A 20,456-nucleotide genomic window follows, 5' to 3' on the forward strand; every position below is an offset into this window, starting at 1 on the left:
TGCTACCCAAAATTTCCTTTTATTGTGCTATAATTACTCTGTAATGTAGTTGCAAAAAGATCTGATTACTACAGTTAGATAATGAGAAGTATGACAGGTTGTAACATAAAACGGCATCCGAGTCTGCCGTTTATTTTTATTAACAAATGAAAGAATCAATGTCTTTAAAAGTAAGGTAAACATGTATTGATTTGCCTAGAATAGATGTTCTAGGGTGGGGTGAATGTGATTGGAGAAAAAAGTAGTTTCGTTAGAAGACCGCATACCTAAATTACAGCAACAACGAAAACAGAAATCTAATCGTAGAATGATACTCTTTCTTTCGGTTTTTTTTATACTTATATTCCTCGTGATTTATTTCCAATCTCCATTAAGTAAAGTAGCAAGTGTTCAAGTTAAGGGAAATCAACACGTTAACTCGGACACAATTATTGAATTTAGCGATATTGATGAAAAAACCGGCATGTGGAATCTTAGTGAAGAAACCATCAAAAAATCAATAAAGAACCATCAAGAAATAAAAGATGTTACACTCGAAAGAAAGTTCCCGAACTCTGTTGTTCTAAACATTGTCGAATATAAAAGAGTCGCGTATATAGAAAAGAGTGGGGCTTTTTCACCAATATTAGAAAATGGACAAGTTCTTGCAGATGCTAAGGAAACGTATCCAACCGATGCACCAATAATGGTTAATTGGCAGAATGATGACCAGATTCAGGTAATGGCAAGTGAATTAATAAAGGTACCCAAAAGTATAGCAAATTCTATTTCTGAGATTCATCACACACCTGGAAAAACTGATCCATGGCACATTACTTTATATATGAATGACGGTTATGAAGTAAGTGCATCTGTAAGATCGTTTTCAAAAAAAATGTCTGCCTATCCTTCAATTGTTGGACAGCTTGAACCTGATGTTAAAGGTGTCATCCATCTAGAGGTGGGTTCGTATTTTGAAGCTTACAATCAGACACCGAATACAGATCAGGAGGAAGAAAATGAAGAGCAGGATGAAACTGAAAGGTAAGTATGTCATTTTGTCCCTTGTTCTTCTTGTGCTGGGGTTTTTAATTTCATTTTCCTATCAACTTACAAAAGAACAAAGACCAACGAGCAGCATCTCATCAGAACAATGGAAAAAAGAATACGAAACAAGAAGTCTTTTAATTAAACAAGAAGAAAGAAATAGAGAATTGCAACAAGAACTGTTTGATACGCAGGAAGCAGTTACAAAAGTTGAAGAAAATTTAAAAGATGAAAAGCAAGTGTATTTTAATCTTGTTGAAGATGTGGAAAAATTCCGTATGTACGTAGGAGACGTTGGTGTTGTCGGAAAGGGTGTACAAATAACTCTTGAAGATGCATCTTATATTCCTGATGGAGAAAATGTGAATAATTACATTGTCCATGAAAGCCACCTATTTAATGTAATTAATGAATTATATATTTCAGGTGCTAACGCAATTTCAATTAATGGACAAAGATTGGCTAGAGATTCGTATATCTATTGTAATGGTCCAGTCGTTACAGTTGACGGAAACCAATATCCTGCTCCATTCGTCATTTCCGCCATTGGAAATCCGGGCGTGCTTATTCCTGCTATAAATATTGCAGGTGGGGTAACAGATCAATTAGTTTATGACAACATAATCGTAACCGTAGAGGAGAAGGACGAAGTAAAAATGGATCCCCTTTTACAAGATAAAAAACCCACATCTTAAATGGAAAGTAGATAGGTGGTTGAATTGAAGGATACAAATTGGAAAAAGGGACTAAGTTTTTCGATATTAACAGCGGTTTTTGGTTTAATGTTAGCCATTCAATATCAATCCATTCAAGAACCTGAAGTACGAGATACTCGTGATATGTGGCAACTGCGAGAAGATTTAAAGAGAGAACAACAGTTACAAATGGACCTGCTAACTGAAATTCGTAAATACGATCAAATTATAGAAACTTATACGATTGAAAATAACCAAAACCCTGAGATTGCTCTAAAAGATACATTGTTAACTCTTAAAGAAGAAGCTGGATTAACAGATGTAACTGGAACGGGTATTATTATTACAATTGATCGCTTGTTTGACGAAGAGCTACTCGGAACGAAAATCGAAAATGTATCACCTGATTTGTTAAAACGACTAATAAATGAGCTTAACTCCTACGATGCTGAACACATAGCCATTGCCGGTCGTAGATACATAAATACCACGGTAATTAGAGATATAAATGGGGAAACTAAAATGGATAATTTTAGCCTAAATCGTTTTCCACTTGAAATTAAAATTATCGCTGAAGATGCCGATAAAATATATAATCGGATGAATGCATCAACAACTGATGAAGATTTTGCGATTGATAACTTAAGCTTAAAAGTATCGGAGCCATTAAGTGAACTTACGATATCTGGATATGAAGATACAATACGCGTGAAAAACATGAAGCCATTAGATTCCGACGAAGGAGGAAAATAAAATGTGGCTTCCAATACTTGGTCTTATACTTGGGATTGCTCTTGGGTTGTTATCTGAGTTCAGGATTCCGCCTGAGTATGCTAATTATCTATCTATAGCAATTCTTGCCGCATTAGATACCTTGTTTGGTGGGATACGGGCATTTTTGCAAAACATATACGATGAAATGGTATTTGTCTCAGGTTTTTTCTTCAATATCTTACTTGCTGCAAGTTTAGCTTTTCTCGGTGTTCATCTTGGTGTAGACTTGTATCTAGTAGCCGTTTTTGCTTTTGGAGTAAGATTATTTCAAAACATTGCGGTTATAAGGAGAATTCTTATCTCAAAATGGAGTGAATCAAGAGAAATTCTAAAAAAAAGTTGATTTTTTAAAAGGGATAATCAAGGATTTGACGAATAAACACTTATATAACGAAAATCAAGCAAAAATTTAGAAGATCCCAAAAATCTTATTGTTACAAACATGTAATAATAGTTTCATTGTATTGTTGCACTTAAACACATAAAATTAAATTTAGAAATGATGGATTGGTAAGGAGGTGCCATAGAATGAACAACAATGAAATATTCGTGAGTCTTGACATCGGTACATCCAGTGTTAAAGTTATTATTGGTGAAATGGCTAATGATGCTTTAAACATTATTGGTGTTGGAAACGTTAAATCAGAAGGATTAAGAAAAGGTTCTATCGTCGATATAGATGAAACCGTTCATTCTATAAAGAAAGCAGTTGAACAAGCTGAACGTATGGTTGGTGTGCCTCTTAAGCGAGTGGTTGTAGGGGTAACTGGTAACCATGTACAACTTCAAGAATGTCATGGAGTTGTAGCTGTATCAAGCGATAATCGCGAAATTGCAAATGAAGATGTTAGAAGAGTAATTGAGGCTGCCCAGGTTGTTTCGATTCCTCCAGAACGAGAAATTATTGATGTTATCCCAAGACAATTTATTGTAGATGGACTCGATGAAATCAATGATCCACGTGGTATGCTAGGTGTTCGCCTTGAAATGGAAGGAACGATTATCACTGGATCAAAAACAATCCTACATAATCTTCTTCGTTGTGTAGAACGTGCTGGGCTAGAAATTACAGACATTTGCCTTCAACCACTTGCTTCAGGTTCTGTTGCATTATCTAAAGATGAGAAGAACTTAGGAGTTGCTTTAATTGAAATGGGTGGTGGTTCTACAACGATTGCCATTTTTGAACAAAATCATCTTATTTCAATTAGTGTTCTCCCAATAGGTGGTGAACATATTACGAAAGATCTATCCATTGGTCTTCGTACTTCAACTGAAGAAGCTGAACGAATTAAAGTGAAATATGGACATGCCTATTATAATCACGCCTCAGAGGATGAAGTTTTTGAGGTGACAATTATTGGTTCTGATCAAAAACAAACGTTTAATCAATTAGAGATTTCCGACATAATTGAGGCTCGTTTAGAAGAAATGTTTGAACTCATTCATCATGAGATCGGACGACTTGGTGTACGCGACTTGCCAGGTGGTATTGTTTTAACTGGTGGGACCGTTAGTATGCCTGGAGTGTTAGAATTAGCTCAAGTTGTATTTCAAAACAACATACGAATCGCGAGTCCAGACTATATTGGTGTAAGAGAGCCTAAATATATGACTGGTGTTGGATTAATTCAATTTGCACATAAAAATGCAAAAATACAAGGTAGAAAAATAAGTTCGAATGTTTCAGTAAATGCACTAGAGGTAGCTGCTGCTCAAGAACCTCAGCAACAACGTACTAAACCACCCCAACAACAAGGTGAGAAAAAAATAAATAAAGTAAAAAAATTCTTTGGCTACTTCTTTGAATAGGTATACATCATTAAGGGTCATTTGATGGATTAGGAGGATTTCGTATGTTGGAGTTTGAATCAAATATAGACGGCTTAGCAACTATTAAAGTAATTGGAGTCGGTGGCGGAGGTAACAACGCTGTTAATCGTATGATCGAGCATGGTGTAAAAGGTGTTGAATTTATTGCTGTTAACACTGATGCCCAAGCTCTAAATTTATCAAAAGCCGAAACAAAAATGCAAATAGGCTCAAAGCTTACTCGCGGACTAGGTGCAGGGGCAAACCCAGAAGTAGGAAAAAAGGCTGCAGAAGAAAGCAAAGAGCAAATTGAAGAAGTGTTAAGAGGCGCTGATATGGTATTCGTTACAGCTGGAATGGGCGGCGGAACGGGTACTGGAGCAGCCCCTGTTATTTCTCAAATTGCCAAAGATTTAGGCGCTCTAACAGTTGGAGTGGTAACACGTCCTTTTACATTTGAAGGCCGTAAGCGAGCAATGCAAGCAGCTGGCGGGATTTCCTCTATGAAGGAAGGAATTGATACATTAATTGTCATTCCTAATGATCGATTGTTGGAAATCGTTGACAAAAATACACCGATGCTAGAAGCATTCCGTGAGGCAGATAATGTCCTAAGACAAGGGGTACAAGGTATTTCCGACCTTATTGCCACTCCAGGGTTAATTAACCTTGATTTTGCTGATGTAAAGACAATTATGTCGAATAAAGGTTCTGCACTGATGGGTATTGGTGTTGCAACTGGTGAAAGCAGAGCAACAGAAGCCGCGAAAAAGGCAATCTCAAGTCCGCTACTTGAAACATCAATCGACGGTGCTCAAGGCGTTCTTATGAATATTACTGGTGGGTCGAACTTAAGTTTATACGAAGTTCAAGAAGCAGCTGATATTGTTGCAACTGCATCTGATCAAGATGTTAATATGATTTTTGGCTCGGTAATCAACGAAAATCTTAAAGATGAAATCATTGTTACAGTTATCGCTACAGGATTTAATGAACAGGAAGTAAATCCTATAAAACCTTCACGTCCGTTCGCTGGTGCAGCTACTAAACCAACTACACAGCCAAAACGCGAAGTGAAAAGAGAAGAGCCTGTTCAAGAAATGACAAATCGTGCTGTTCAACAAGCAGAAGATACACTAGACATCCCAACTTTCTTAAGAAACCGAAATAAGCGTAGATAATGTAAAAAGGTATGGTCCATGACCATACCTTTTTTTTCTTGAATCGGAAAGTATTTAATTTAAGATTTTGTGTGCGTTACTGAATCAAGCTCCGACGCACAGGACGTGCAAGTGCAGTCAATGAGACAGAGGACGTCGCGGTTGTAACTGCCTCGAGGTCATAAGTCAATTTTAAAATTGAAGGCAAAAAACGCCTTCTATTTAGAATCGGCTTATGCATGTCGGGGCTGACCAAGGCGCTTGCGCTTTTTTTATCGACAAAATTACTTTAAATCTATCAAAAATTCCCCGGTTCTCTCGGCAGTAAGTGACAGACTTCCCCATTGTATCTAGTTTATACTAAACTCTAACAAGCTTGCTCATCTACGATGTCCCAAAAGAAAGAACCGCAGGTATCTTTAAATAATTAATCAAAGGAAGGGAGTTTCGAGTGTCTATCTATTTAGACGTAATTTGGTTTCTAAACTTTTCCTTTGATTTGTTACTACTCTTGTTAACTGCGATTGTTTTAAAGAGGAAAGTTTATAAGATACGATTGTGTTTAGCAGCAATTGTTGGTTCAAGTATTGTCGTTCTTATGTTTACCCCGTTTTCATATTTAGTTATCCATCCGATAGGAAAGATGATTGTCTCTATGTTGATGGTGTGGATCGCTTTTGGATTTAAACGATTTCGTTCCTTTTTTCAGAGTTTACTTGTTTTTTATTTTGTCACCTTTATGGTTGGTGGTGCTATGATTGGTACTCACTATTTCTTACAAGCCGAAATGACTTTGTTAAATGGTGTAATGATGACCAATTCTACCGGTCTGGGTGATCCAATAAGTTGGTTATTTGTTGTCATTGGTTTTCCAATCGCATGGTTTTTTTCTAGAAGTCGACTTGAAGGCATCGAGACAAAAAAGATTCACTTCGATCAACTTGTTAGTGTATCTATCAAAGTGGATGACACTCATTTTATTGTTCGAGGTCTAATCGATAGTGGAAATCAGCTTTATGATCCTTTAACAAGAAGTCCAGTTATGATTATTGACACGCAAAAAATTGAAGAACATCTTCCTGAACAACTTTTTAAGCAGGCTATACAAAAGGATGTTATGAGTTCATTAACGAATGAGAATGGTAAAGGGCACTCATGGGAACACAGGATAAGAATTATTCCGTACCGAGTTGTAGGTCAGGATCATCAATTCTTGTTAGGGTTTAAACCTGATGAAGTAGTGATTGAAACAAAAAATGAACTTATTAAAGTGAATAAAACAATTATAGGGTTGAACCGTACAACTTTATCAACAGATGATGAATATGAGTGCATAGTTCATCCGAAAATGCTTCAAGGCACCTCTATCCAACACGTTTCATAAGTTTGGATCGTAGAACTAAGTTAATACTATCTTACTCTGTTGATTTTATTTTTAGAAGGGGGAGGAAAATGAAAAAATTAAAATTACATTTAACCTATTTATGGTATAAGTTATTGATTAAGCTAGGAATCAAAACAGATGAAATTTATTACATAGGTGGTAGTGAAGCATTACCACCACCTCTATCCAAGGATGAGGAAGAAGTTTTATTAAATAAACTACCTAGTGGAGACTTGGCAGCACGTGCGATCTTAATTGAACGAAATCTTCGTCTCGTTGTGTACATTGCTCGTAAATTTGAAAACACAGGAATCAATATAGAAGATTTGATAAGTATTGGCACGATTGGCCTTATTAAAGCAGTTAACACATTTAATCCTGAAAAGAAAATTAAGTTGGCAACCTATGCGTCAAGATGTATTGAAAATGAAATCCTTATGTATCTCCGTCGTAACAACAAGCTGCGCTCTGAAGTTTCTTTTGATGAGCCATTGAATATTGACTGGGATGGTAATGAGCTTCTTCTTTCTGACGTATTAGGAACAGAGGATGATATTATTACAAAAGATTTAGAAGCCAATGTTGATCGAAAGTTATTATTAAAAGCACTACAACAATTAAATGAGCGAGAAAAACAAATCATGGAACTTCGATTTGGCTTGCTCGGTGGGGAAGAGAAAACTCAAAAAGATGTAGCAGATATGTTAGGGATTTCACAGTCCTATATTTCAAGACTTGAAAAGCGGATTATTAAGCGCCTTCAAAAAGAATTTAATAAGATGGTGTAATGAACTTAAGGGGCCAACCTGTATCGTTTAAAAAAATTATTTTAATAAAGAAGGTATGTAAAACAGTTGTTTTACATGCCTTTTCGCATATTTTATAGAAATAAATGAAGATTTTCGAGGTCTATACTTTCATAAGGCTTGTGCATATTTTTCCCACCTAAGGAGATACTTAACTCTGTACAGCAACTCCTGTTAGGAGGGAAAGATGTGACCAGAAACAAAGTCGAAATTTGTGGGGTAGACACTTCAAAACTTCCAGTTCTAAAGAATGAGGAAATGAGAAAACTGTTTAAACAGATGCAAAGCGGCGGAGACTTATCAGCTAGAGAAAAGCTGGTTAACGGCAACTTAAGATTGGTACTCAGTGTAATCCAGCGATTTAACAACAGAGGAGAATTTGTTGATGATTTGTTCCAAGTAGGCTGCATTGGACTAATGAAATCGATTGATAACTTTGATCTAGGCCAAAACGTCAAATTCTCAACATATGCTGTACCAATGATTATTGGAGAAATCCGTCGTTACTTAAGAGATAACAATCCCATCCGAGTTTCTCGTTCACTACGAGATATCGCCTACAAGGCTTTGCAAGTGAGAGAGCAACTTATGAGTAAAACATCAAAAGAGCCAACTGCAGAAGAAATTGCAAAGGTCCTAGATGTTCCTCATGAAGAAATTGTCTTTGCACTTGATGCGATCCAAGATCCAGTTTCACTCTTTGAACCCATCTATAATGACGGTGGGGATCCTATTTATGTGATGGATCAGTTAAGTGATGAACGAAACCGAGACATCAATTGGATTGAAGAACTTGCACTTAAAGAAGGTATGCGACGACTAAACGACCGAGAAAAACTAATACTTAGAAAACGGTTCTTTCAAGGAAAAACACAAATGGAAGTTGCCGAAGAAATTGGCATTTCACAAGCCCAAGTTTCACGTCTTGAAAAAGCTGCCATCAAACAAATGAACAAGAACATCCAAAACTAGCCGGTTCACTTACGTGAACTAGGCTTTTTTTTGCTTTGCAAAAAAAAAATAACTATAGTATGGAGTACTTGTTTGACATATAGATTGTAGTAGAGACTTTTTTAGAGGGGGACGTTTTGATATGATGTTTATTTCGGAGTTTCAGACGAAGGATGTTGTTGATGTTTCGGATGGGAAGAAGTTGGGGAATATTGGGGATTTTGATATAAATGTTACAACTGGGAAAATTCAAGCGATTATTATCTCAGGGCAAGGTAGAGTTCTGGGCTTTTTTGGGAAAGACGAGGAATTCGTCATACCTTGGCGAAACATTGTAAAAATAGGCGAAGATGTAATTTTGGTAAGAATGAACCGAAATATTGAGGCTACTACAGAATAATTTTAACATTCATGCTAAACGTAACGGGAAAGATGTGGTAAAATAAGTGCGATACATGTAAAACAAATGTCGAAAAAAGGGTTGAGTGATTTATGCTTAAAGAACCGTTTCAAGATCGTGGGAACAGTTCATTAAAAATAGATACGTGGAATGAATTGAATAAGAATATTGTCGCCGGTTTTACATCAAAGCATGGTGGAAAAAGTAAAGGCCATTTTGAGTCGTTGAATTTGGGATTACATGTCCACGACTCGCCAATTGATGTAATAAAAAATCGAGAGATCCTAGCTAATTCTCTTTCATTCCCGTTGTCAAGCTGGGTATTCGCTGATCAAATTCATTCAAATCGAATTGAAAAGGTTTCAAAAAACGATCGAGGTCAAGGAGCTTTCTCCTATCAAGATAGTATTTTAAAAAGTGATGGCTTATACACAGATAGTAGAAATGTGATGTTAGCATTGTGTTACGCTGATTGTGTTCCCCTCTATTTCGTTGCTCCTGAACGTTCTTTAATTGGTCTAGCGCATGCAGGCTGGAAAGGAACGGTGCAGGATATAGCTGGAGAAATGGTGAGGAAATGGCAAACTGATGAAGGTGTTCTTACTGAAGAAATTTCAGTAGTTATTGGTCCTGCGATTGGTGAATGCTGCTACATTGTCGATGACCATGTAATCTCACATGTAAAACCACTAGTACAAAATGAACTTTTACCATACAATCTTGTATCAGAAGGTCAATATCAATTAAATCTTAAATTACTTAATAAGCAATTACTTATTAAAGCAGGAATAAAAGAAAAAAATATTGTTGTCTCAAATTGGTGTACAAGCTGTGAAGATAAGTTGTTTTTCTCACATCGAAGAGATCAGGGTAAAACAGGGCGAATGTTAAGCTATGTTGGGTTAAAAGGGAGGCTTAACGAGGTTTGAATGTAGAAGAAAATCTAGCACATATACGAAACAGAATTGATAGCGTTTGTCGAAAAGTTGGAAGAGATCCAAGCGATGTAAAAATTATTGCAGTGACTAAATATGTAAGTGTAAATCGTGCGCTTGAGGCTATTAACGCAGGCGTTTCACACTTAGGCGAAAATAGGGAAGAAGGACTTCAAGCGAAAGTTCAAGAAATAGGCAATGCTGCGCAATGGCACTTTATTGGTTCCCTTCAGACGCGAAAAGTAAAAAACATCATTGATAAAGTTACATACATACATTCGTTAGACAGAATTTCTCTTGCTAAAGAGCTAAATAAGCGTCTCGACCGACCTCTGAAATGCTTTATTCAAGTCAATGTATCAGGTGAGGACTCGAAACATGGGTGTAAACCAGAGAGTGTACTATCTTTTATTCATGAATTAAAAGAGTACGAACATATTCAGATTGTAGGATTGATGACAATGGCACCCAATACTGAGAATGAACAAGTTATACGTGACTGTTTTAGACAATTAAAACAACTGCAAAATAGTGTACAAACTCTTCGGTTGAATTATGCACCGTGTGAAGAGTTATCAATGGGAATGTCGAATGATTATCATATTGCAATTGAAGAGGGTGCGACCTTTATTCGAATTGGCACGTCTCTTGTCGGAAATGAAAGCGGAGGTGTTTAACCATGAGTATTAAAAATAAATTTAAAAGCTTTTTCGCACTAGAAGATGAGGAATATGAATACGTAGAGAACGAACAACAGCAGCAAGAGGATATTTTTGAGGAACAGGAACCTATGACTCAAAAACCTCATTCAAAACAAAACGTCGTAAGTTTGCAAAGTGTAAAAAAATCATCTAAAGTTATTTTATGTGAACCTAGAGTATATGCTGAAGCACAAGAAATTGCCGATCAATTAAAAAGCCGTCGAGCAGTTGTTGTAAATTTACAAAGCATCCAAAGAGATCAAGCCAAACGCATTGTCGACTTTTTGAGTGGTACTGTTTACGCAATTGGCGGTGATATTCAACGTGTTGGTATGAATATATTTTTATGTACCCCTGATAATGTCGATGTATCAGGATCAATCTCGGAACTAGTAGCCGAAGAAGAACATCAAAGGTGGTAGACTAGCTATGCTTTATACGATATATCAAGTATTAAGTACATTATTGTCTTTTTATTCGTATGCGATTATCATATTTATCCTTCTTTCATGGTTTCCAAATGCACGCGAATCAAGCTTTGGTCAATTCCTTGCAAAAATTTGTGAACCATATCTAGACCCTTTTAGAAAAATCATTCCTTCTATTGGGATGATTGACATCTCACCAATCGTGGCTATCATCACTTTAAGACTAGCACAGTCAGGTTTACTTGCATTGTATGGAATGATTGCTTAAGGGTTTTCTAGACAGTTTAAATATGAATTCAGGGGGTTTGACACTAAATTTTGAGTCAGCCTCTTTTTATTTTTCAAATAATGGAGTTGTGTATGATGAACGGAATATATCAGCATTTTCGGGAAGAAGAGAGACACTTCATTGACCAAGTATTAGAATGGAAAGAAGATGTTTTAACACAATATGGGCCAAAACTAATTGATTTTCTTGACCCGCGAGAACAAGAAATCGTTCAAACAATTATCGGCGAGAACACGGAGGTAAGAGTAAAGTTCTCTGGAGGTGCAGTTGATTCAGAACGAAAGCGCGCTCTCTTCTACCCAGAATATTACGTCCCAGCCCCGCCAGATTATAGATTAGCGGGATTTGAAATTCAGTACGCTAGTAAATTTGTGACCATCGAACATAGAGAAATCTTAGGGTCTTTAATGGCAATTGGTCTAAAACGAGCAAAGTTTGGAGATATCAGATTTCACGATCAAAGAATCCAACTAATTGTTTCAGAAGAAATCTCTGATTACCTAACTGTGAATTTTAACCAAGTTGGTCGTTCGAAAATCGCATTGAAACGAATTAATCTAGAACAGATCATCACTCTAAAAGAGGAATTATCTGAACAAACAACGACTGTTGCCTCCCTAAGATTAGATGTAATCCTTGCAGCAATCTACAACATCTCACGACAAAAAGTTCAACCACTCATTTCAAATGGTTTAGTGAAGGTGAATTGGAAAACTGTTGAAGCTACATCATTCGAGTGTAGGGAGGGAGATACCTTGTCTGTTAGAGGTTTTGGCAGAAGCAAGTTAGTAACAATTGAAGGTAAAACGAAGAAAGACAAGTGGAGAATTAATGTAACAAAACAAAAATAATTTCATAAATTAGCAGGATTTTCTACAAAGATGTCGAATTATGATTTATAATATTGAATAGAACTGTAGAATTTACTACATAATGGAGGTGGCATTCGTGCCCTTAACACCGTTAGATATTCATAACAAAGAATTCAACAAAGGCTTTCGTGGATATGATGAAGATGAAGTGAATGAGTTTTTAGATCAAGTCATAAAAGATTATGAAATGATAATCCGTGAAAAAAAGAACTTGAGTCTCGTGTTTCTGAGCTGTCTCAGAAATTAGGTCACTTTACGAATATTGAAGAGACGTTAAATAAATCGATCTTAATCGCTCAAGAAGCTGCTGAAGATGTTAAACGCAACGCTCAAAAAGAAGCGAAGTTGATTGTTAAAGAAGCAGAAAAGAATTCTGACAGAATTATTAACGAGTCTTTAATGAAATCAAGAAAAATTGCGATGGAAATTGAAGAGCTTAAAAAGCAATCAAAAGTGTTCCGTACCAGATTTCAGATGCTTATCGAAGCACAACTTGATTTATTGAAAAATGATGATTGGGATCACCTTATGCAATATGAAGTAGATCCTATCTATGGAGAAGAAGAAGAAGCTAAAGCGTAAACTTGACTTTCTTCCTTTTTTTCGCATATAATACTGAAAACAAATACGAATTTAATTAGAAAAAACATTGATAGGGACAGTAGTTCTTTCAATTCTTATTTCTAGCGAGTCGAGGGTGGTGAAAGCTCGGCATAAGATGAATGAATAAAAATCACCCTTGAGTTTCTTGCTGAACTTGTAAGTAAGCGAAGACGTGTCATTCTCGTTACGAATGTTGGAGAGGACAATTAGCTTTAAGTGAAGTTAATCGTCTAAAAGGGTGGTACCGCGAGATAAACCTTCTCGTCCCTTATGGGATGAGAAGGTTTTTTGTGTTCATAAATTTATTGGAGGAATGAAAATGGAATATAAAGATACGCTGCTTATGCCGAAAACAGACTTTCCGATGCGCGGAAACTTGCCAAATCGTGAGCCGCAACTTCAAGAAAAATGGGAAGAAATGAAAATTTATCAAAAAGTTCAGGAGCATACTAAAAACAGACCTTTGTTTGTTTTACATGATGGACCTCCATATGCAAATGGTGACATCCATATGGGTCATGCGTTAAATAAAGTTTTGAAAGATTTTATCGTTCGCTACAAATCAATGAGTGGCTTTTGTGCTCCATATGTTCCAGGTTGGGACACACATGGCTTGCCAATTGAAACTGCCCTAACTAAAAACAAAAAAGTAAAACGTAAAGAAATGTCGGTTGCAGAATTCCGCAAGCTTTGTGAGGAGTATGCATGGGAGCAAATCAAAAATCAACGTGAACAGTTTAAAAGACTGGGCGTTCGAGGTGATTGGGAGAACCCATACGTAACACTAAAACCTGAATATGAAGCACAACAAATTAAAGTATTTGGTGAGATGGCGAAAAAAGGCTATATCTATAAAGGCTTAAAACCGGTTTATTGGTCTCCATCAAGTGAATCTGCTTTAGCTGAAGCGGAAATTGAATATGATGATAAACGTTCTCCATCGATCTACGTTGCTTTTCCAGTAAAAGACGGAAAGAACGTTTTAACAAATGGAGAAAAGATCGTTATTTGGACTACGACTCCTTGGACAATTCCTGCAAACCTTGGAATTTGTGTACATCCTGAATTAGAATATAGTGTTGTTGATGTTAATGACGACAAATTTGTTTTAGCTTCAGATTTAGTTGAGTCAGTCGCAAAAACAATGGAGTGGGATCAGTATAAGGTAAGTAGAACATTAAAAGGTAGCCAGCTAGAAAATGTCGTTGCTAAACATCCTATTTATGACCGTGATTCACTTGTTATGCTTGGTGAGCATGTGACAACAGAAGCTGGTACTGGATGTGTTCATACAGCACCTGGACATGGTGAAGATGACTTTATTATTGGGCAAAAATATGGCTTAGATGTATTATGTCCAGTTGATGAAAAGGGATATATGACAAAAGAGGCAGAAGGTTTTGAAGGGTTATTTTATGATGAAGCGAATAAACCAATCTCTGAAAAATTACAAGAAGTTGGGGCACTCCTGAAACTAAGCTTTATTACACATTCGTATCCACATGATTGGAGAACGAAAAAACCGACCATTTTCCGTGCAACTGCACAATGGTTTGCTTCAATTAAAGATTTTAGAGAAGATCTTTTAACAGCTGTTAAGGAAACAAAGTGGGTTCCTGCTTGGGGAGAAACAAGGCTGTATAACATGGTTCGTGACCGTGGAGATTGGTGTATTTCACGTCAGCGTGCATGGGGAGTGCCAATTCCAGTATTTTATTCTGAAAACGGTGAGCCGATTATTACTGATGAAACCATTGATCATGTTTCAGCTCTTTTCAGAGAACATGGTTCAAATATTTGGTTTGAACGTGATGCAAAGAGTCTTCTACCTGATGGCTTTACGCATGAGGGAAGCCCTAACGGCAACTTTACAAAAGAAAATGACATTATGGATGTTTGGTTTGATTCAGGTTCATCACATCAAGCTGTACTACTAGAACGTGATGATCTTCAAAGACCTGCCGATCTTTATCTTGAAGGATCTGATCAATACCGTGGCTGGTTTAACTCTTCTTTATCAACAGCTGTAGCAGTAACAGGGAAAGCTCCATATAAAGGTGTGCTTAGTCATGGTTTTGCTCTAGATGGCCAAGGACGTAAAATGAGTAAGTCAATTGGAAATGTTGTCATTCCTGCAAAAGTAATGAATCAGCTTGGTGGAGATATTTTACGTTTATGGGTAGCTTCAGTTGATTATCAAGCAGATGTTCGTGTCTCAGATCCGATTTTGAAACAAGTAGCTGAAGTGTATCGTAAAATTCGCAACACATTCCGCTTTTTACTTGGCACTTTATCTGATTTTAATCCAGAAAGAGACACACTATCATTTGATGAGCTTCGTGAAGTTGATCAATATATGCTAGTGAAGCTCAATAAACTTACAGATCGTGTGAAGAATGCGTATGAAGACTATGAATTTGCAGGAATTTATCATGCCGTTCATAACTTCTGTACGATTGAATTAAGCTCATTTTATTTAGATTTTGCAAAAGATGTTTTATATATCGAGTCTGCAGATCATAAAGAGCGCCGAGCAATTCAATCGGTTCTATATGACACATTATTATCTCTAGTTAAGCTTGTTACACCTATTCTTCCGCATACTGCTGATGAAGTTTGGGCTCATATTGAATCAGTAAAAGAAGAAAGTGTTCAGCTTATTGACATGCCAGAAAGTAAAGTCCTACCAAACGCAGATCAATTAGAGAAAAAGTGGGATGCTTTCATGTCCTTACGAGATGAAGTTTTAAAAGCATTAGAAGTTGCTCGTAATACAAAAGTAATTGGGAAGTCATTAACTGCAAGAATTGCTCTTTATCCAAATAAAGAAGCAAGAGAGCTCCTTGAATCTGTTTCTGAAGATTTGAAACAAATCTTTATCGTATCAGGTTTTGAAATTTCAGGAGATTTTGATACGGCACCACAAGATGCTCAAACACTTGAAACGGTGAAAATCGTAGTTACACAAGCAGAAGGCGAAACATGTGATCGTTGTTGGATTGTTACACCAGAAGTTGGTCAAGACAAAGATCATCCAACACTTTGCCCACGCTGTGCATCAATTGTAAAAGAGCATTATACAACGGCATAAAGTAAAGAACCCACCTTGATATAGGTGGGTTTTTCAATGGTCTCTCTCCTAAGTTCCAAGACAGGAAAATTCTTTTCAGTGTGAGTGCTTTTTACTAGGATACACTATGGTTACACCATGAGAAGGATATAAGGAGTTGTCCATCATGAATAACCATTTTGATGCAATCCGATATGAGCTACAAGTGATGCGTGAGGAATTAAGAACAAGGTTATTTGATCATTGTATGTTTGGAATGTCAATCGATCACGAAGTGTTAGTAAAAAATAGTACATTTATGCATCATGTGAAAGATGAACTTCAAGATGTGGAACGTGCAATAGTAAAAATGGACAGTGGACTTTACGGGATTTGTGAAGAAACGGGGAAACAAATTCCCTTAGATAAACTAAAGGTACTACCTACTGCAAGAAGCATTTATGACTTCTATTATCAAGACCATTATGAAAAAAAAGCTCTTCCTCACATGTATTATGGGGGAGTGAGCTACACTGAAACGGAACATTTGCAGTAAATGGTTAAGAAAAGCGCAAGGCGCCCGCTAATCGGCTTATGACCTCGAACCGATGGCGCCTTACGCTAGACACAAAAACTAAGTATACAAAAAACTTATACTTTCTTATCTTTTAAAAAAAAGCGCGTGGCGCCTTGGTCAGCCTAATGACCTCGGGGCAGGCAAGAACGCGACGTCCTGTCGCAACGCCTTTCTGACCTACATCCTGTAGGACTCCGAGTATTTTTACTTCGATTTTTTTCTATTCGGAGAGAAGTAGCGCCATATAGGATTTATATGGTACAATTCAAAGGTGAAAAAATACCGATATTATCGCTAAATTATTCCAAACTTGCTTTGAAACTCAAGCTTGGACGATTTACTTTACTTAAACATAGAGAAAGTTGGGGAAAATTGTGTTGTATTACGTGATTGCTGCCATTGTAATTGGACTTGATCAATTAACAAAATGGTTGATTGTAAAGGAAATGCAGCTTGGCGAAAGCATAACTGTTATTGAAAATTTCTTATACATAACATCTCATCGTAATAAAGGAGCTGCTTGGGGTATTTTACAAGGCCAAATGTGGTTCTTTTACATTATAACTTCTATCGTGATTGTTGGAATCATTTATTACATTCAAAAGTACACGAAACAGCAAGTATTAATGGGCGTATCACTTGGCTTACTGCTAGGTGGAGCAATTGGTAATTTCATCGACCGTTTATTTCGTAAAGAAGTTGTAGATTTTATTAATACATTCATTTTTTCATATGACTTTCCAATTTTTAATATTGCAGATGCATCTTTGTGCATAGGTGTTGGATTGTTATTTATACAAATGGTACGTGAAGGGAAACAAGAGAAGGAGCAAGCATAAATGAACATCATTGAAATACAAGTAAGTGAAGAGTTAAAAGGGGAAAGAATTGACAAAGTTCTTTCAACTTATGAAAATGATTGGTCTCGCACACAAGTTCAGCAATGGATAAAGGATCAATTAGTAAAGGTAAACGAGAAAGTAATTAAAACAAATTATAAGTGCCAATTAAATGATGCAATTGTTGTCAATATACCTGATCCAGAAATCCTTGATGTTGTTGCTGAAGAGATGAACCTAGATATTTATTATGAAGATGCTGATGTCTTGATTGTCAATAAACCAAAAGGGATGGTTGTTCATCCTGCCCCAGGGCATTTAAATGGAACGCTTGTTAATGGTTTGATGGCTCATTGTAAGGATCTTTCTGGGATCAATGGTATTTTAAGACCTGGAATTGTACACCGCATTGACAAAGATACATCTGGATTATTGATGGTAGCAAAAAATGATATGGCACATGAATCGTTAGTTAATCAGCTAGTTAATAAAACAGTTACAAGGAAGTACAAAGCAATCGTTCATGGTGTGATTTTACATGACAATGGAACGATTGACGCACCTATTGGACGTCACAAACAAGATCGTCAAAGCATGACGGTCACAAACGTGAGTAGTAAAGATGCAGTTACCCACTTTCGAGTTCTAGAACGATTTAATGATTTTACTTTTGTCGAGTGTCAGTTAGAAACAGGGCGTACCCATCAAATTCGTGTCCACATGAAATACATCGGCTTTCCTCTCGTTGGAGATCCAAAATATGGTCCAAAGAAAACTCTAGACATTAATGGGCAAGCTTTGCACGCTGGAGTTTTAGGTTTCATTCATCCTAGAAGCAAAGAGTATTTAGAGTTCGAAGCACCATTACCGACTGAATTTTTGGATGTAATGGAACAAATCAAAATTAATCGTTGACAACACTACACTATTTTGACATACTATTGTTAAGTTAATAAGAACCTTTAATACAGTCCCGTGAGGCTGAGAAGGAAGCGGATTAGACACATGCCTAATTATTAATAGGCGTGTTCACTTTTACTATGTCTATCTACCCTCTCACTGCATGCGGTGAGAGGGTTTTTCATTTCAGTTTTAGGAGGTGCTGGTCATGTCACAAAAAGAAAAAGCGATTGTTCTAGATGATCAGGCGATACGTCGCGCTTTAACGAGAATTGCACATGAAATAATTGAACGTAACAAAGGAATTGAGGATAGCGTATTAGTCGGAATTAAAACAAGAGGAATTTACTTAGCTAAAAGGCTTGCCGAGAGAATTGAGCAAATTGAAGGTAAGAAAATTTCAATTGGTGAACTCGATATTACCTTATACCGTGATGACTTGTCTAAAGTTACAGATGATCAAGAACCACTTGTGAAGGGCTCGGATATACCCGTGGATGTAACAAATCAAAAGGTCATTTTAGTTGATGATGTTTTATACACAGGTAGAACCGTACGCGCAGCAATGGATGCTCTAGTTGACATCGGAAGGCCTGCATCAATTCAACTTGCTGTTTTAGTCGATCGAGGACATCGTGAACTTCCGATCCGAGCTGATTTTGTTGGAAAGAACGTACCTACAGCTAGCTCAGAGAGAATTGTTGTCGAGCTCAAAGAGGTTGATGGATTAGATCAAGTATCAATCTTCAAAAAAGAATAAAGTAACCCTTTTTAAAAGCAGTCCAGAGAGGCTGCAAAGGGGGACAGAAGCACAATACCCATTCAAAAAATCAGGGTATTGGTTTACCTTCTTGTACCTCTTTGTGCCAACTCACAAAGAGGTTTTTTAATGGGATAATATCAGCAATGGAGGAAACCATAATGAAAAAAGACAACTCAATCATCCTTGATGTACATGAAACACCAAATCCTTTTACTTGGTTAACCTTAAGCTTTCAACACTTATTCGCAATGTTCGGCGCAACGATCTTAGTACCTTTCCTTGTTGGTCTTGATCCAGCAGTAGCACTTGTTTCAAGCGGTTTGGGTACACTGGCATTTATCCTGATAACAAAAGGTCAGGTACCTGCTTACTTAGGTTCCTCATTTGCTTTCATTGCACCAATTATCGCTGCAACGGCAGCCGAAGGCCCTGGTGCAGCAATGGTTGGTAGCTTTATGGCGGGTATCGTATATGGAATTGTAGCTCTCCTGATAAAAGGAGCTGGCTATAAATGGATAATGAAGCTGTTGCCTCCAGTTGTTGTTGGCCCTGTAATAATCGTAATTGGACTGGGCTTAGCAAGTGTTGCGGTTGATATGGCAATGAATAATCCTGATGGAGAATACAGTCTAACATACTTTTCAGTGGCACTTGTCACGCTAGCGATCACCATCGGATGCTCGATCTTTTTAAAAGGATTTTTCAGCCTGATTCCAGTTCTACTAGGAATAGCAGGAGGTTACTTTTATGCTTTATCAATTGGACTTGTTAATTTCGCAAATGTAATCAAAGCACCAATTTTCGAAAAACCGGACTTTATCATTCCTTTTATCAATTACAGTCCAACATTATCACTTGAAATTTTTCTACTTATGGTACCGGTAGCAGTTGTCACTCTATCTGAGCATATCGGACATCAGCTTGTATTAGGAAAAGTGGTAGGAAGAGATTTTATTCAAAAACCAGGCTTACATCGATCCATTCTAGGTGATGGTGTTGCAACAATCATCGCATCCTTGATTGGTGGACCACCAAATACAACATACGGTGAAAATATCGGAGTACTTGCGATTACAAGAGTCTATAGCGTGTTTATTATCGGTGGAGCAGCAGTACTAGCTATACTCTTCGGATTTATTGGAAAAATCACTGCACTGATCAGTTCAATTCCAACTCCAGTAATGGGAGGCGTTTCAATCCTGCTCTTCGGAATTATTGCTTCATCGGGTCTTAGAATGATGGTTGATAGTAAAGTGGACTTAGGAAATAACCGAAACTTAATTATCTCTTCTGTCATCCTTGTCATTGGAATAGGAGGAGCACTAGTAAAGGTTCCAGGGTTCGAGCTCCAAGGAATGGCACTTTCGGCAATTATTGGGATCGTTTTGAACCTAGTTCTTCCAGGTGCTAATAAACAGACCGAAACAGAAACCATTTAAAGAAAAGATTCTTCAGTTGTATAGTCACCTTTTAATACTAGTCCAGTGAGGCT

Annotated in this window: 21 protein-coding genes, 1 pseudogene and 1 other annotated feature; all 22 genes and pseudogenes read left to right on the plus strand. The window is 37.0% G+C overall.

From position 1 onward, the window contains the following. Positions 1 to 229: 229 nt before the first annotated feature. The 22 genes and pseudogenes from ACFFIX_RS07030 (at position 230) to ACFFIX_RS07135 (ending at position 20,403) form a co-directional block, all read left to right on the plus strand. Positions 230 to 1,027, plus strand: a complete 798-nt coding sequence (locus tag ACFFIX_RS07030) for a cell division protein FtsQ/DivIB (RefSeq protein ID WP_378931992.1) — start codon at positions 230 to 232, stop codon at positions 1,025 to 1,027. Next, the gene (locus ACFFIX_RS07035; RefSeq protein WP_378932418.1) at positions 1,017 to 1,721 is read left to right on the plus strand and encodes a DUF881 domain-containing protein; all 705 of its coding nucleotides are present in this window, start codon (positions 1,017 to 1,019) and stop codon (positions 1,719 to 1,721) included. Before ACFFIX_RS07030 ends, ACFFIX_RS07035 begins: the two co-directional genes overlap by 11 nt. Before the next feature lie 24 nt (positions 1,722 to 1,745). After that, positions 1,746 to 2,474 carry a DUF881 domain-containing protein gene (locus ACFFIX_RS07040; protein WP_378931993.1) on the plus strand — a complete coding sequence of 243 codons (729 nt, stop codon included), beginning with the start codon at positions 1,746 to 1,748 and terminating at the stop codon, positions 2,472 to 2,474. 1 nt (position 2,475) lies between these two features. After that, complete coding sequence (locus ACFFIX_RS07045) at positions 2,476 to 2,838, plus strand: small basic family protein (RefSeq protein WP_378931994.1); 363 nt, start codon at positions 2,476 to 2,478, stop codon at positions 2,836 to 2,838. Positions 2,839 to 3,023: 185 nt separating this feature from the next. Continuing rightward, positions 3,024 to 4,307, plus strand: a complete 1,284-nt coding sequence (gene ftsA / locus ACFFIX_RS07050; protein WP_378931996.1) for a cell division protein FtsA — start codon at positions 3,024 to 3,026, stop codon at positions 4,305 to 4,307. 44 nt (positions 4,308 to 4,351) lie between these two features. Next, positions 4,352 to 5,488, plus strand: a complete 1,137-nt coding sequence (ftsZ, locus tag ACFFIX_RS07055) for a cell division protein FtsZ (protein WP_378931998.1) — start codon at positions 4,352 to 4,354, stop codon at positions 5,486 to 5,488. Between the two features lie 430 nt (positions 5,489 to 5,918). Next, positions 5,919 to 6,851 carry a sigma-E processing peptidase SpoIIGA gene (gene spoIIGA, locus ACFFIX_RS07060; protein WP_378932000.1) on the plus strand — a complete coding sequence of 311 codons (933 nt, stop codon included), beginning with the start codon at positions 5,919 to 5,921 and terminating at the stop codon, positions 6,849 to 6,851. Positions 6,852 to 6,919: 68 nt separating this feature from the next. Beyond that, a complete protein-coding gene (gene sigE, locus ACFFIX_RS07065; RefSeq protein ID WP_378932002.1) occupies positions 6,920 to 7,639 on the plus strand; it encodes an RNA polymerase sporulation sigma factor SigE in 720 nt (239 codons plus the stop codon). A 165-nt stretch (positions 7,640 to 7,804) separates the two neighbouring features. Then, positions 7,805 to 8,629, plus strand: a complete 825-nt coding sequence (gene sigG / locus ACFFIX_RS07070) for an RNA polymerase sporulation sigma factor SigG (RefSeq protein ID WP_378932420.1) — start codon at positions 7,805 to 7,807, stop codon at positions 8,627 to 8,629. A 121-nt stretch (positions 8,630 to 8,750) separates the two neighbouring features. Beyond that, entirely contained in the window at positions 8,751 to 9,008 is a 258-nt protein-coding gene (locus ACFFIX_RS07075) for a YlmC/YmxH family sporulation protein (protein WP_378932004.1), read from the plus strand. Positions 9,009 to 9,100: 92 nt separating this feature from the next. Continuing rightward, positions 9,101 to 9,937: a peptidoglycan editing factor PgeF gene (pgeF, locus tag ACFFIX_RS07080; protein WP_378932006.1), complete on the plus strand. Its 837-nt coding sequence runs from the start codon at positions 9,101 to 9,103 to the stop codon at positions 9,935 to 9,937. Continuing rightward, positions 9,934 to 10,620, plus strand: a complete 687-nt coding sequence (locus ACFFIX_RS07085) for a YggS family pyridoxal phosphate-dependent enzyme (RefSeq protein ID WP_378932007.1) — start codon at positions 9,934 to 9,936, stop codon at positions 10,618 to 10,620. The genes pgeF and ACFFIX_RS07085 overlap by 4 nt, the downstream gene beginning before the upstream one ends. A 2-nt stretch (positions 10,621 to 10,622) precedes the next feature. Then, positions 10,623 to 11,066: a cell division protein SepF gene (locus ACFFIX_RS07090; RefSeq protein ID WP_378932009.1), complete on the plus strand. Its 444-nt coding sequence runs from the start codon at positions 10,623 to 10,625 to the stop codon at positions 11,064 to 11,066. 7 nt (positions 11,067 to 11,073) lie between these two features. Next, positions 11,074 to 11,340 carry a YggT family protein gene (locus tag ACFFIX_RS07095; protein WP_378932011.1) on the plus strand — a complete coding sequence of 89 codons (267 nt, stop codon included), beginning with the start codon at positions 11,074 to 11,076 and terminating at the stop codon, positions 11,338 to 11,340. 95 nt (positions 11,341 to 11,435) lie between these two features. Then, the gene (locus ACFFIX_RS07100) at positions 11,436 to 12,212 is read left to right on the plus strand and encodes a YlmH family RNA-binding protein (RefSeq protein WP_378932013.1); all 777 of its coding nucleotides are present in this window, start codon (positions 11,436 to 11,438) and stop codon (positions 12,210 to 12,212) included. A 97-nt stretch (positions 12,213 to 12,309) separates the two neighbouring features. Next, a pseudogene (locus tag ACFFIX_RS07105) lies at positions 12,310 to 12,815 on the plus strand (DivIVA domain-containing protein). 58 nt (positions 12,816 to 12,873) lie between these two features. Then, positions 12,874 to 13,108: a binding site (T-box leader), on the plus strand. Positions 13,109 to 13,155: 47 nt separating this feature from the next. Continuing rightward, a complete protein-coding gene (gene ileS, locus ACFFIX_RS07110) occupies positions 13,156 to 15,927 on the plus strand; it encodes an isoleucine--tRNA ligase (protein WP_378932015.1) in 2,772 nt (923 codons plus the stop codon). 145 nt (positions 15,928 to 16,072) lie between these two features. Continuing rightward, positions 16,073 to 16,441, plus strand: coding sequence for a TraR/DksA family transcriptional regulator (locus ACFFIX_RS07115; RefSeq protein WP_378932017.1), 369 nt, complete (start codon positions 16,073 to 16,075; stop codon positions 16,439 to 16,441). 395 nt (positions 16,442 to 16,836) lie between these two features. Continuing rightward, positions 16,837 to 17,301, plus strand: coding sequence for a signal peptidase II (gene lspA, locus ACFFIX_RS07120; protein ID WP_378932019.1), 465 nt, complete (start codon positions 16,837 to 16,839; stop codon positions 17,299 to 17,301). Next, positions 17,302 to 18,216, plus strand: a complete 915-nt coding sequence (locus ACFFIX_RS07125) for an RluA family pseudouridine synthase (RefSeq protein WP_378932021.1) — start codon at positions 17,302 to 17,304, stop codon at positions 18,214 to 18,216. It begins immediately after the preceding gene. Between the two features lie 193 nt (positions 18,217 to 18,409). Then, on the plus strand, positions 18,410 to 18,961 hold the full coding sequence (pyrR, locus tag ACFFIX_RS07130) for a bifunctional pyr operon transcriptional regulator/uracil phosphoribosyltransferase PyrR (RefSeq protein WP_378932023.1): 552 nt from the start codon (positions 18,410 to 18,412) through the stop codon (positions 18,959 to 18,961). 161 nt (positions 18,962 to 19,122) lie between these two features. Further along, positions 19,123 to 20,403 carry a solute carrier family 23 protein gene (locus tag ACFFIX_RS07135; protein ID WP_378932025.1) on the plus strand — a complete coding sequence of 427 codons (1,281 nt, stop codon included), beginning with the start codon at positions 19,123 to 19,125 and terminating at the stop codon, positions 20,401 to 20,403. Positions 20,404 to 20,456 lie beyond the last annotated feature (53 nt).

Source organism: Metabacillus herbersteinensis, from assembly GCF_042433335.1.
Classification (GTDB): domain Bacteria; phylum Bacillota; class Bacilli; order Bacillales; family Bacillaceae; genus Metabacillus; species Metabacillus herbersteinensis.